Source organism: Anabaenopsis sp. FSS-46, assembly GCF_029891665.1.
In the GTDB taxonomy this organism is placed as follows: Bacteria; Cyanobacteriota; Cyanobacteriia; order Cyanobacteriales; family Nostocaceae; genus Anabaenopsis; species Anabaenopsis arnoldii.
This window is the reverse complement of sequence record NZ_JANQDG010000081.1, coordinates 21,634-34,761: the sequence shown is the minus strand read 5'-3', so window position 1 is coordinate 34,761 and position 13,128 is coordinate 21,634. Positions and strand designations below refer to the sequence as shown.

Annotated in this window: 14 protein-coding genes and 2 tRNA genes; 4 read left to right on the top strand and 12 right to left on the bottom strand. The window is 44.5% G+C overall.

Annotation, left to right across the window (positions count from 1 at the left end; translation table 11 throughout):
* Positions 1-342, bottom strand: a 342-nt coding sequence (locus NWP21_RS09890; RefSeq protein WP_280792562.1) for an Rpn family recombination-promoting nuclease/putative transposase, incomplete at its 3' end; no start/stop codon positions are given.
* Between the two features lie 224 nt (positions 343-566).
* Between NWP21_RS09890 and NWP21_RS09885 the strand changes: the two genes are divergently transcribed.
* On the top strand, positions 567-2,036 hold the full coding sequence (locus NWP21_RS09885; RefSeq protein ID WP_280792561.1) for an aldehyde dehydrogenase family protein: 1,470 nt from the start codon (positions 567-569) through the stop codon (positions 2,034-2,036).
* Here the strand turns inward: NWP21_RS09885 and mazG are convergent.
* Both mazG and NWP21_RS09875 read right to left on the bottom strand, forming a co-directional pair.
* A complete protein-coding gene (mazG, locus tag NWP21_RS09880; protein ID WP_280792560.1) occupies positions 2,031-2,840 on the bottom strand; it encodes a nucleoside triphosphate pyrophosphohydrolase in 810 nt (269 codons plus the stop codon). The genes NWP21_RS09885 and mazG overlap by 6 nt on opposite strands.
* Before the next feature lie 31 nt (positions 2,841-2,871).
* Positions 2,872-3,417: a metal-binding protein gene (locus NWP21_RS09875; protein WP_280792559.1), complete on the bottom strand. Its 546-nt coding sequence runs from the start codon at positions 3,415-3,417 to the stop codon at positions 2,872-2,874.
* A 124-nt stretch (positions 3,418-3,541) separates the two neighbouring features.
* Here NWP21_RS09875 and NWP21_RS09870 point away from each other — a divergent pair.
* Positions 3,542-3,614: transfer RNA gene (locus tag NWP21_RS09870), tRNA-Val, on the top strand.
* A gap of 131 nt (positions 3,615-3,745) precedes the next feature.
* On the opposite strand, the gene NWP21_RS09865 is transcribed toward NWP21_RS09870, so the two are convergent.
* Complete coding sequence (locus tag NWP21_RS09865) at positions 3,746-4,462, bottom strand: response regulator (protein ID WP_280792558.1); 717 nt, start codon at positions 4,460-4,462, stop codon at positions 3,746-3,748.
* 284 nt (positions 4,463-4,746) lie between these two features.
* Between NWP21_RS09865 and leuC the strand changes: the two genes are divergently transcribed.
* Together leuC and leuD are read left to right on the top strand one after the other, a co-directional pair.
* Positions 4,747-6,150: a 3-isopropylmalate dehydratase large subunit gene (leuC, locus tag NWP21_RS09860; RefSeq protein WP_271732113.1), complete on the top strand. Its 1,404-nt coding sequence runs from the start codon at positions 4,747-4,749 to the stop codon at positions 6,148-6,150.
* Between the two features lie 44 nt (positions 6,151-6,194).
* The gene (gene leuD, locus NWP21_RS09855; RefSeq protein ID WP_280792557.1) at positions 6,195-6,788 is read left to right on the top strand and encodes a 3-isopropylmalate dehydratase small subunit; all 594 of its coding nucleotides are present in this window, start codon (positions 6,195-6,197) and stop codon (positions 6,786-6,788) included.
* Between the two features lie 19 nt (positions 6,789-6,807).
* Here leuD and NWP21_RS09850 read toward each other — a convergent pair.
* The 8 genes from NWP21_RS09850 to NWP21_RS09815 form a co-directional block, all read right to left on the bottom strand.
* A tRNA-Ser gene (locus NWP21_RS09850) sits at positions 6,808-6,892 on the bottom strand.
* A 134-nt stretch (positions 6,893-7,026) separates the two neighbouring features.
* The gene (proB, locus tag NWP21_RS09845; RefSeq protein WP_280792556.1) at positions 7,027-8,136 is read right to left on the bottom strand and encodes a glutamate 5-kinase; all 1,110 of its coding nucleotides are present in this window, start codon (positions 8,134-8,136) and stop codon (positions 7,027-7,029) included.
* A gap of 198 nt (positions 8,137-8,334) precedes the next feature.
* On the bottom strand, positions 8,335-8,874 hold the full coding sequence (locus tag NWP21_RS09840) for a YqeG family HAD IIIA-type phosphatase (protein ID WP_280792555.1): 540 nt from the start codon (positions 8,872-8,874) through the stop codon (positions 8,335-8,337).
* 140 nt (positions 8,875-9,014) lie between these two features.
* On the bottom strand, positions 9,015-9,584 hold the full coding sequence (locus NWP21_RS09835) for a DUF3727 domain-containing protein (protein WP_280792554.1): 570 nt from the start codon (positions 9,582-9,584) through the stop codon (positions 9,015-9,017).
* Positions 9,585-9,731: 147 nt separating this feature from the next.
* On the bottom strand, positions 9,732-10,199 hold the full coding sequence (ruvX, locus tag NWP21_RS09830) for a Holliday junction resolvase RuvX (protein ID WP_280792553.1): 468 nt from the start codon (positions 10,197-10,199) through the stop codon (positions 9,732-9,734).
* Between the two features lies 1 nt (position 10,200).
* Positions 10,201-11,460 carry a GNAT family N-acetyltransferase gene (locus tag NWP21_RS09825; protein WP_280792552.1) on the bottom strand — a complete coding sequence of 420 codons (1,260 nt, stop codon included), beginning with the start codon at positions 11,458-11,460 and terminating at the stop codon, positions 10,201-10,203.
* A 310-nt stretch (positions 11,461-11,770) separates the two neighbouring features.
* Positions 11,771-11,977, bottom strand: a complete 207-nt coding sequence (locus tag NWP21_RS09820) for a hypothetical protein (RefSeq protein WP_271730994.1) — start codon at positions 11,975-11,977, stop codon at positions 11,771-11,773.
* Positions 11,978-12,109: 132 nt separating this feature from the next.
* On the bottom strand, positions 12,110-13,069 hold the full coding sequence (locus tag NWP21_RS09815; RefSeq protein WP_280792551.1) for a hypothetical protein: 960 nt from the start codon (positions 13,067-13,069) through the stop codon (positions 12,110-12,112).
* Between the last annotated feature and the right edge of the window lie 59 nt (positions 13,070-13,128).

Sequence of the window (13,128 nt, the reverse complement as noted above, 5' to 3'; positions counted from 1 at the left end):
GGGTTCATCAAAGGAAAAAATCACCACCGGATAAATGGGTAAATCATATTTTTCATGTAAGCGGGCGAAATATTTAAACATCCGCTTGGCAAAATCTGACTGACTGTATGATTGATTTTCAACGTGAATTAAAAAATAAGTTTCTTGCTGCTGGTATCGCACCTGCGCCAATAAGTCAATTTCTTTTTTATCACCCGAAGTGACATCATTAAAGACTTCCTGGGGTAAAAACTGAATAGATTCTCGGTCAATTTCTCTGACTACTTGGGGGAGAAATAACTCTAAGAATTCCACAAAGAAGGTAGAAATTAATTCTTTAAATAAACGGTCATGGTCAATCATCCCAGCAGTTCCTCTAAAACCTCTAAGTCCGCCCCAATTTCATCCTCTAATAGTTTATGCTGTTTCAGCTAATAGCTGGCAAATGGTTTTATGGGCGTTGAAGCAACCAAACAACACCCCATCGGGGATAAAATTCCCCGTGCTAGAATAACCTTAATCAAGTATCCCTCCCTTCATAGCAAGTAATTATTTAAGTAAAACCTTGATTTTTCCAGGAGAACCTCATGGTTATAGCCACAGTACCAGAGCAACAGGTAAAAATCGGACCTACCCAACTGCTGATTAATAACCAGTGGGTAGAAAGTATCAACGGTCGCCGCTTTGCTACCATCAACCCCAGTACAGGGGAGGTGATCAGTGAGGTAGCAGAAGCAGACAAAGCAGACGTAGACCGCGCCGTACAAGCAGCCCGCAATGCTTTTAATAGTCGGGAATGGCGGGGGATGTCCCCTACCCGCCGCGGTGAATTACTGTATAAATTAGCAAATTTAATTGAGGAAAATACAGAGGAATTAGCGCGGCTAGAAACCTTAGACAATGGTAAGCCTTTACATGATTCCCTAGGGGACATAGAGTTAGTCATTGCCTGTTACCGCTATTATGGGGGCTGGGCAGACAAAGTGCAAGGTAAAACCATCCCCATTAATGGCCCTTATTTCTGTTACACACGCCATGAACCAGTAGGGGTAGTAGGTCAAATTATTCCCTGGAACTTTCCCCTATTAATGCAAGCTTGGAAATTAGCCCCAGCTTTAGCTATGGGTAACACCGTAGTCATGAAAAGCGCGGAACAAACACCTTTATCTGCATTGCGGGTGGGTGAGTTAATTATAGCTGCTGGGTTTCCCCCTGGGGTAGTGAATCTATTATCAGGATACGGTCACACAGCGGGAGCGGCGATCGCCAGACATATGGATATTGACAAAGTAGCCTTTACCGGTTCTACAGAAGTAGGACATTTAATTATGGCTGCTGCGGCACAAAGCAACCTGAAGCGAGTAACCTTAGAATTGGGGGGTAAAAGTCCTAATATAGTGTTTGCCGATGCAGACTTAGAAGCAGCGATCGCCGGTTCCCATGAAGGTATATTTTTTAATCAAGGTCAGTGTTGCTGCGCCGGTTCCCGGTTATTTGTAGAAGAGAAATGTTACGACGAGTTTGTTACCAAAAGTGTAGAAGCAGCGAAAAAGCGGGTAGTGGGTAACCCCTTTGACCCCCACACCCAACAAGGACCCCAAGTAGACAAAGAGCAATTTGATAGAGTCATGGGTTATATCAAAGCAGGGAATAGGGAAGGGGCCAAGCTGCTGTGTGGAGGGACTCAAATCGGCGAAAAAGGATTCTTTATTACACCCACAGTTTTTGCTGATGTCCGGGATGATATGCAGATCGCTCAAAAAGAAATCTTTGGCCCAGTGATGAGCATCATCAAATTTAGAGACATCGAGGAAGTAATTAACCGGGCGAATAATACCATCTACGGACTAGCTGCAGCAGTCTGGACACAGGACATCACCAAAGCCCATGCGATCGCCAACAATGTGCGAGCGGGTACGGTTTGGGTAAATTGTTACGATGTATTTGACGCAGCAGCACCCTTTGGCGGGTTCAAACAGTCAGGGATGGGTAGAGAACTGGGAGAATATGGACTGCAACAATACACCGAGGTGAAGACAGTCACCATGAAACTATAAACCTTGCTCCCGAGCAATTTGGGCCTTAGCCTGCTGCCATAAAGATTCTAACTCATCTAAAGAGTAATCAGACAGGGGGCGATCAAGCACCGCCTCCATTTTTTGTAACCTGTGTACAAAACGTTGATTAGTTCCTTGTAAAGCAGCGCTAGGGTCAAGATTGTACCACCGAGCCAGCTGGATAACTGCAAACAGTAAATCACCCAATTCTGCTTGTTGACGTGCTGGAGTTTCCCCCACCAAAGCCTCTTGGAACTCCCCCAACTCCTCATAAAACTTCGCCCAAACCCCGTCAATACTTTCCCACTCAAAACCCACCTGGGCCGCCTTTTGGGAAATTTTCATCGCCCCCATTAACGGCGGAAGAGTGCGACCATAACGACCCAGCTGGTCACTCAACTGATGCTTAACAGAAACCTCCCCCTTTTCCCTGGCCTTAATCGCCTCCCAATTTTCCCTCACCTCTTCTACACCCGCAACGGACACATCACCAAACACATGGGGATGACGACGGATCAACTTTTGCGAAATCCCCCTAGCAACCCCCTCCAAATCAAACCTTCCCGACTCCCCAGCAATTTGGGCTTGGAGAACCACCTGTAATAATAAATCCCCCAACTCTTCGGCCATAGCTGCATCATCACCCCATTGAATTGCATCAACCACCTCATAAGCTTCCTCAATCACATAAGGAATCAGACTTTGGGGAGTTTGCGCCAAATCCCAAGGACAACCCCCATCAGGCGATCGCAACCGAGCTACCACCGAAATCAACTCCTGTAAAGCCGCCAAACACCCATCCATAAAAACCTCTGCGTACCTTTGCGTTAAAAAATCACCTTCTTCTCCTCCTAGGAGAGAGTAAACCCCGCACCCCCTGCTTTTGCAAACGCTTATAAGCCGAACCACCCCAATCGCTCAGAGAATGACTCATAGCGCCCAACTCCAACCCCAAAAATAAAGCTAAATATTCCGTAGTGTAAACCATGAGCGATCGCCCCACAGTTACACCTAAATCCCGCCAAGTCAGAGTGACAATTCCCAGCATTTCCCCCATCACCAGAATTACCACAGCGACAAACCACAGCAAACAGCCCAGATAAATTACCCTCAGGGTTGTGCCAATAATTGGCCCGTGAGATAACATAGAGCGGTGACGCAGGTTTTTTTGATAAGGTAGCCAAATACAGCGTAAAAAGCCCCAGCGTTGAAACTGACGCGAGTAAATATCTAAATCCGGGCCAAACATCAGACCGCTAAACATAAACCCACTCGCAACCAACAGGGTTAAATTACTGCTGCGGGTTTGCCATAGAGTAACACCGGCGATCAACGGTAGACTATATAAGGTAATGCGATCATGGGTTCTAGCAGAGGGCATATTGCAACTGATCGCCTTTCTACACAGGATTACCGAGTTATTATTGTACGTCAAAAAAAATATTTTCCCAAGGGGTTGCGCAATCAAAATTCTTTTGCTATATTGTTTAATTGTGAGAGCAAACGGGTGGTTAGCTCAGTTGGTAGAGCGCCTGCCTTACAAGCAGGATGTCACTGGTTCGAGTCCAGTACTACCCATTTTTATAGTAAGTGTATCTAAAGGCGTGAAATCTCACGCCTTTACTATCTTATATCGGGATGCGATCGCCTAGCAATTAACCCTCAACAGCTAAAATTCTCTCTTGAGAGAAAAAACGCCGCCAAAATAATCATGAATCCAGCAAATTAAACTGTTGGAGTAACTTAGTATTTTCCGCCGTCAGTAACTCTCGCAGGTCATCAACTTCATTCAAGATTTTCACCTCCCGCGCATATTCTTCTTGGATGATTCCCAAATATTGCTGACGCTTTTCCTCAGTCTGAGAATGGCCAAGCATATGTAGGGCGATGTTGATATTAGACAGAGGATCGCGTAATTCCTGGGATAATTTTTCTAACAAATTACCTCTAATATCCGATAGTTGTCGAGAAACTTGTAAATTTGTATCATTTTCTTTAATTTCCTGTTGCAGTTGTTCGATTTTGTGGTGACTATCCAGATGCTGCTGTGTAGATAATGCTTGTCTTTTTAACCGTGCTTTAACTGCTTGTAATATTTCCCCTGGTTCAAAAGGTTTAGTAATGTAGTCATCTGCGCCTAAATTCATCCCTTGGCGCAAATCCTCACGCTCGGCTTTAGCAGTGATAAAAATTAAGGGAATATTAGCTGTATTAGGATAATTCCGCAGTTTTTTTAACACCTGAAAACCGTCCATACCAGGGAGCATAATATCACAAAGAATTAAATCAGGAGATTTAACCCTCGCTAAATGCAAGCCTTCTGAACCATCAGCAGCACTGACGACGGAGAAATCTGCTAATAGCAGAATTTCTGAGATATTTAAACGAATTTGCTCCTCATCTTCAATAACTAAAATCAAACTCATAACTTGCAACCCCAGGAATTAACCATTTATTTCTAATAGTAACCATTTGTTTTCATAACTAACAGATTGAAATTTTATAACTGGGTTTTAGCCCTGATAAAATCGCGAAATCCCTCAAATATTGCCAGAATATTCTTCTTGATTCCGAACTGGAAAATCTAGTTAGGGAAGCAATAAAAATTGACTGTTATTAATTACACATCTTTTCACTGAGGCAGCCAAATGTCACAGGGGGACAGTTTTTTGATACTATAGTAAATCTGACTGGTTCAATAACGATTTTTATGAGCAAAGGCACCCTGTTTGATAAAGTTTGGAACTTACACACCGTTGGAACACTTCCCTCAGGGCTGACACAATTATTTATCGGGCTTCACTTAATTCATGAGGTCACTAGTCCCCAAGCCTTTGCTATGTTGCGGGAGAGGGGACTAAAGGTATTGTTTCCACAAAGAACCATAGCCACAGTAGACCACATCGTACCTACCGATAACCAGTCCCGGCCATTTATCGATGGCTTGGCAGAAGATATGATTCAGGCTTTAGAACAAAATTGCCAAGAAAATAATATCACCTTTCATAACATTGGTTCTGGTAATCAAGGTATAGTCCACGTCATCGCCCCAGAACAAGGACTGACCCAACCAGGAATGACTATCGCTTGTGGGGATAGTCACACATCTAGCCATGGTGCATTTGGTGCGATCGCCTTTGGTATTGGTACAAGCCAAGTTAGGGATGTTTTAGCTTCCCAAACTCTGGCTTTATCAAAATTGAAAGTACGCAAAATCGAAGTCAATGGCACTTTAAACCCCGGTGTTTACGCCAAAGATGTCATCCTCCACATTATTCGCCAACTGGGTGTAAAAGGTGGTGTAGGTTACGCCTATGAATATGCGGGTACAACCTTTGCACAAATGAACATGGAAGAACGGATGACCGTTTGTAACATGGCCATTGAAGGCGGTGCGAGATGCGGTTATGTCAACCCCGACCAAGTCACCTATGATTACTTAAAGGGTAGAGACTTCGCCCCCACAGGTGCACAATGGGAGGAAGCTGTGGCTTGGTGGGAGTCTATCAAGAGTGATGCTGATGCAGAATATGATGATGTAGTAGTTTTCAACGCCGCGGATATTGCTCCCACAGTCACCTGGGGAATTACCCCCGGCCAAGGTATCGGGGTCAATGAACTGATACCCAAAGCAGAAGAACTACCAGAAGAAGACCGCTTTGTAGCCGAAGAGGCTTACAAATACATGGATTTGTTCCCTGGTCAACCCATCAAAGGGACTAAAATTGATGTCTGTTTTATTGGTAGTTGCACCAACGGCAGAATTAGTGACCTGCGCGAAGCTGCTAAAATTGCCCAAGGTCGCCACGTTGCGCAGGGAGTTAAGGCCTTTGTGGTTCCCGGTTCAGAACGGGTGAAACAACAAGCGGAAGCCGAAGGACTGCATCACATCTTTGCACAAGCTGGATTTGAATGGCGTGAACCCGGATGTTCTATGTGCCTAGCGATGAACCCTGATAAACTCCAAGGTAGACAAATCAGCGCCTCCTCTTCCAACCGCAATTTTAAAGGTAGACAAGGTTCGTCCTCTGGTCGCACATTACTTATGAGTCCCGCCATGGTAGCTACAGCTGCTATTCAAGGGGAAGTTGCAGACGTGCGCGAATTGCTATAACACACCCACCCAACCCCCTGCTCTAGTGACAAAAACTTAAAATTATGGTCAGTGAAGTTAAAAAAATCTCAGGTCGCGCTATAATCCTTATAGGGGATGATATAGATACAGACAGAATTATCCCCGCCCGTTATTTGAAAGCCATTACCTTTGATGGCTTGGGTGAAGGCGTATTCATCGATGACCGCACAGCATTAAAGGGCGAACACCCCTTTGACCAACCCCAATATCAAGGGGCAAATGTGTTAATAGTTAACCGCAACTTTGGCTGTGGTTCATCACGGGAACACGCCCCCCAAGCGATCGCTAAATGGGGGATTCAAGCTTTAATAGGGGAAAGTTTCGCCGAAATCTTTTTTGGTAACTGTGTAGCTATGGGCATACCTTGCGTTACTGCCGATGCTCCTACAGTCAAAAAACTGCAAGAGTTAGTCAGCGCCGACCCACAAGCTGCTGTAACAGTCAACTTGGAAACCTTAGAAGTATCATTGGGCGATTATACCACAAAAGTTACCATGAGTCCAGGCACTCGCAGCACCTTTATTGCTGGTACATGGGATGCTTGCGGTCAGTTAGTGGCTCAGTCTGAGGCAATCCAGGCTACAGCCGCTCAACTACCTTATCTAACCTGGGTGTAGCCACAACAGGGAAATTAAACGGAGAGGGGGGGATTCGAACCCCCGTTGAGTTGCCCCAAAACGCATTTCGAGTGCGTCACCATCAACCACTCGGACACCTCTCCCGGTAATATATGCAGTTTTGGTGAATCTGTCAGACTTGGCGCAGTTATAGGCGGTTAATTATTGCCCGCCGGGATTTCGCCCATAAGCTGAGATACCACCTCCTATTATAGCACCTACAGCCATTTGTGCACCCCTAAGTTAAAACTAAATTATCCCGATGAATCACAGTTTCAGCACCTACATAGCCCAAAATTGTGCAAATTTCACGGGAATGACAGCCGCGAATCTTGTCTAGCTCCTCGCTGCTGTAGTTCACAACACCTCTGGCGATTTCCGTTCCCTGGTGGTCGCATAACTGCACCGCCGCTTGAGCTTCAAAGTTTCCTTCTACTGTTTTAATCCCCGCGGCTAATAAGGATTTTCCCCCCTGGGCGATCGCAGCGATCGCCCCTGTATCCAAGTATAATTTTCCCGCCGGAACTAGACCGTAAGCTATCCAACGTTTACGGGCCGAAGTTGGTTCAGGTTGTGGTTCAAAGTGAGTTCCCAGGGGTTCCCCGGCCAGAATCTTCTCGATATTGTGGGGAAATCTTCCTTGAGTGATTACCGTTCGCACTCCCGCCGCGATCGCAATTCTAGCAGCGGAAATTTTAGTTAACATCCCCCCGGTACCCCATTGTGACCCTTGAGATCCGGTTTGTATTTGTAATGCTGCTAGTTCTTTGAGGTTATTCACCAAAGATATGGGCTGCGCATCTGGTACTGAACGCGGGTCGGCTGAATATAGCCTGTCTACATCAGTGAGGATAAATAACCAATCTGCTTCTATTAAACTAGCAACCAATGCCGAAAGGGTGTCATTATCGCCAAATTTCAACTCCTCCACTGCTACCGTATCATTTTCATTGACTACAGGAATTACACCCAGTCCCAATAGTTCCTGAAAGGTATTATAGACATTCAGATAGCGGCTACGCTGCACCAAATCGCTACGAGTCAGCAACACTTGAGCAATGGGCTGGGATAGTGTAGTAAATAAATCATCATATATCCGCATTAACCGCCCCTGTCCCACTGCTGCTACTGCTTGTTTGAGAGCCATGGCTTTAGGACGTTCAGTTAAACCCAATCTGGCACAACCCACTCCCACCGCCCCAGAGGAAACTAAAACCACTCTATGCCCTTCTTGTCTCAAATGACACAGTGTTTCTGCTAAAGTGGCAATGGTGGACAGCGCTAGCTGTCCGGTTTCTGGTTGAGTGAGGCTAGAAGTACCGATTTTGATAACAATCGTCTTGGTCATTGATAATTTTCGTTAAAATTTGTAAAGCGCCGAGCCTTCTATAGATAAAGGCCGACGCTCTACGGGTTAATTGTTATTTATTATGGGCTAGGGTCTTTATTTTGCTGACCCCATATTATCAATTATTATCATCACCGATTTCCCAATTTTCCCTAGATTTCTTAAGTATTTCTTTATATTTACTTTAGCGACGACTTCTCAAGTTTTGTTAACTTTTCTTTCTTTAGGGGTAATGGTAGCTCCCAAGATTTCCGATAACCAAACTTCAAAATTCCGCACAGGATGAGAGCGCAGGGCTACATCGGGATGAATAATCGGGTCTACTAAAATGGTGAACATTCCCAAACGATTACCGGCTAAAACATCGGTAAACAAGCGATCGCCCACCATTCCTACTTGTTCCGCAGGGAGATTCATCCCCGTGAGTGCGGCTCTAATTTTCCGTCGTGACGGCTTGGCTGCACCTAAGTAATAGGGCAAATTGAGCGATCGGGCGATTCCACCGATCCGTGATTCACTCAGATTATTACTCACCAAGCACAACTGTGTAGAACTACGCACTTGCTCTACCCAGTCTTGTAGTTCTGGCGAAGCTAGTCCCACTCTCAAAGGTACTAGGGTTTCATCCACATCCAATACCAGCCCCTGCAGCCTATATTGTTGAATAATTGCGGGTGTCAGGTTCAACACAGAACCGGATATAATTAAATTAGGCTGTAAGAGATCATTCCAGGTCATAGTCAAATCTAACTACTTCAAACACAAATATTTTATTCTCTCACCACTACAGCCTCACTGGTAGTGGGAGATTCTTCCCTCATTGCCACTTAACTAGAGTAGTATTACTACCAACCCCATCAGCATCAATCTACTTTAGCTTATTCGACCTCGTTAAAAAGTTCTTCTTCTAACAGTGGTTGTATTTTTTTAAATTCCTCTGGGGAAAGTAATTGAGGTTCTCCAGTGCTAGAAATGCGAGCGAAAAACAGCAGCGGGTCTACAGGGGTATAAATTGCGTATTCTTGACCTTGATCATAGAAACTAGCAAGTAGCTGCAATTGTTCAGGTTCCAACTCCTCATCTTCTTCAATTTCCAAGGTGAAAATCTCCGACTCTTCCACTGCTGGTAAATCACCAGACACTGTCAGAGCATAAGCAGTATGCTTGACGATCAAATTTTGTTCAGCCAAAACAGCCTGAGCAGTACCTAAAATTTGGTTAATGACAGCATCATCATCTACCAAAACCGCCTGTTCATCATCATCATCACCTTGCCAAGCAAAAATTTCTATAGGCGAGTCCACAGGGAGGAGCAAAACATATTCTTGTCCCTCAACCACCAGGGAATGTTCAACATAACATTCTAGGGTTCGCCCGGTCTCATCGGTGAGGGTGATAGAACCTGCATGAGCATGATCATTTTCTTCAGGAAATGGAGAGGAAAACATAGCCGAAGTGTAAAACTTTATAAATAGCAGTAGATATACAAATGTCTTTACTATTTATTGACTAATTCAGTCAAGAAAAGAGCTTCAGAAATTGATATCAGTCTTAGTGACCCCATTCAGAATATCATGTAAAAGGTATCAATACTCTCAGGCTAGCACGGCTTCCTGGAAGTTGCCCCGTCTAGTGTCAAGCCATTGTTGTAAAATTAAAGCTGCCGCCTTACGGTCAATTAAACCTTTATGGCGTGATGGCGAGATATTTTCAGCTATTAACAGTTGCTCCGCTTGGAAAGAAGTTAATCGCTCATCTACATATTCCAGTGGTAACTCCATAGCCTTCGCCAATTTTTTGCCAAATTTCAACACATGACGAGCCTGGAATCCTAAAGTCCCATCCATAGAGTAAGGTAAACCCATGACCAGCACTTGTACCTGACGCTCATTCACCATGTGGCGGATTTGCTGGACATCCCTTTCAAAAGATGTCCGTTCAATGGTGGTGAGTCCCACAGCAATCAAACCCGTACCATCGCACCCTGCTACACCAATCCGCTTGCGACCAAAATCTAATCCCAATGCTGAAATAAACGGTTGTGGTTGCTCTTGGGGTGTCAAACTAGTTCTCCTGTTTTGGCTGCTCTCTGGATTCAGGAATCGGCAATACTTCCATACTCAAATTATCGCACTTAAAGGTTATAGGTTCTGATTTGCCTGGCGCTGGACTGTCTGATGGTGATTGGTTTGTTGGTCTTACCCATGACATCCCACCTGGTATGGGTTTACGCGCCGGTTGTAAACCTTGTAGTACGCCACTCCACTGAATTCCTTCCAAGGAAACAAATTTCGACTCCCGTAACTTATGCCAAACTGAGCGAGACATCACCAGGGTATGTTCTATGCGCTTGGCCCCAATGCGTTCTAAATACTCTTCTCGTTCCGCTTGGTAGTCTGAGGATGCTAACTGTAAACCTTGCTGCGGGAAATCTTGGACAATTCGCGCTAATTGGGAAAGCATCTCTGGATATAGCCAGGTATAAGCGGGGTGAACGGTCAGGGTCGCCACATGAGGAGTTTCGCCCTTGCGGTTCAGTTGTACTTGGAAATAGCCAATGGCCGCTTTGCGTTGGGGTTCAAACACGTAGCCACTCACCACTTCTGTTTTTGTGATCCACTGCTTCACAGCATCAGCTAGAGCACCCAACAAACTGGTTTTAAAGTCCCGTGTATTCCGGTCAAACACCTGACGCACTAAAGGAGGCATTGATGCTGTATCTAACTGATAGAGTAATTGAGCATCAGCATTACTTACAGGCAAAAGATTAGGTAAGTCCGGCTCCGCTTGCGCTAATACAGCCAGTAATTGCGGTTCAATTTCCCAGTAGGTCATTTCTGCCAGGCGCTGAAATCCATTGTGCCGATATAGTGCTAGAGCGTCTTTATCATTAACATTAACTTCTAACAACCAAGTCCGAGCTTCTAAAATCGACTCAAAGCAATGGCGCAACAGTTGTGAGCCTACTCCTTGTTTCTCTAGCGATTTCGCCAGCATTACCCGATCAATCCGCCATGTACTGCGTGTACGGTTGAAAGGTGACACTTGAATCATTCCTAACAATACTCGCCCCTGTTCTGCTACGTAGGCACAGAAACGATACTTAAGAGGGTTAGGAAACCAACTCAAAAATTTTAGTAATCCATACCAACTGCGTAACCATTGCATCTGGTTGATGGCAATTTCAGCCTCTTTGGGAGTTAAGTCTGATAATGAGTCTTGAGTTATTTGCTCAATTCCGTCCAAATCCCGGTATTGGGCTGGCCGGATAACAACGCTGAGATTTCGAGGTAGTAATGAAGTCATCTTAATTTTATCTGCCATTTAGCCTTAAATTACTGGTTCAGAGGAAGTGCTACAATAATCTTAACCCCTTTTTACTCCTGCCTCTTGCTCCCCAAGAGTGATTTTTTTGACACCTGCCGCACTAAGGTGATCGATGTTATGGCTTCATCCTTGGTTGCAGTTATCCACTTAAACTACTACCTGCGGTTATGGCTACGCCGATCAAGGTATCATACAGCAAGACTCGTAACTAGATACCAAAAAAGCAGACCTGATGAGCGCAACTTTCGTATTGACCCAACATATCTGCTTTTGTTTTATAACAAAAATGCCGAAAATTTCTCTTTTTTTACCACCCTTTTCGGGAAATTAGCTTCTCAAAGTTGGCTTGGGTTTGGTGCAGCAGTTGCTCTCGGCTATCTTCAAGTGAAAGTGTCTCCTTGAGAGGGGGAACCAGATTGCGCGCTTGTAGAGTCATATGAAGTTGCAAATGGGCAACATATTCGCTGAAGTCTTCATTTTGTACAACTGCGCCCCTTGAGACATTTGATTCCACTGTCACTTGGTTCTCCTTCTCTGAGTTGGTGTGGCTGTGCCTTTATATCATCAGAACTTATCACATTGTTTTGCTTAACTTCTTAATCTGTAATGAAGTTTAATGTTTTTGCCAAGTTTACACTCAGCAATGTTAAAACTGGTATGATATGCCCAGGGAAATCACAGGGTATATTTTTAACCAATCTAGATCATTTTCTAGGTTGTTTTTTTCCTTCTCTATACTGGTGTTAATTTGCTCTCTTGTACCTGGAATAAGATCAACATCAGCACCGAAGTTAGGTGTAACATCTACTTTTGGTGAGCCGGTGAACATCACACCCAAATTAAAAGAAAACCCCAAGCCTTTACCCTGTTGAACGGCATTTCCCCAACCAAGCCCTAAATAAGGGGCGACACTATTGGGAAAGCCAACTTTAGCATCAACTGATTCTAAAACATTAACGCGGTAAGGAGTTCCACCAATTGTAATGGTGTTAATGTTATCTGCTGGTCTACCAGTTCCCTTGAGTTTATTATCTTGAAAAACTAAACCCCCAGTCAAACGAAAGCCAGAATTTTTTGCCGGGTGGTAGTCAACTAGAGTGGAAATATTCGACAAGCTCAGATCAGCTTCATAGGTGACATCAGTTTCTGTGATATCAGCCCCTACACTAAAAGTATTTATCCCCACCCTGGCATTAAAATTAGGAGTTATTGACCTAGTTACAGATGCTCCTAGACCTAAAGTACCAATTTCTGGAGTAATTGCCCAACCACTCTTTTTACCTCCAGGATCTTGGCTTGTTTGTTCTGTGGGTGCAACTTCTATGGGAGCGCTGGGGCTGGGTGTTGAGGAAGGGGGAGTAATTTGACTACAGCGAGAGTTGAGGGGATAATCCTTACAGAATTGATTTAAATCAATAGGTGTTTGCGCTATGGGTTGTAAGTCAGTAGCGCTGTGAGAAAAGGTTCCCCCTACAGAATTTATTTCACCCGGTTGAGATGTAGCAATTACTTCTTGGGATAATACCGGTTGACTTGTGGATACCCCAAATCCCAAAGCAGATGCTAATGTCAAACTTGCTACAGATTTTAATTTCAGTCCACTCATGATCATTACTCCTCACCTAATAACTAACCTTGCAGTTTCTGCTCACCACAGACAATTTC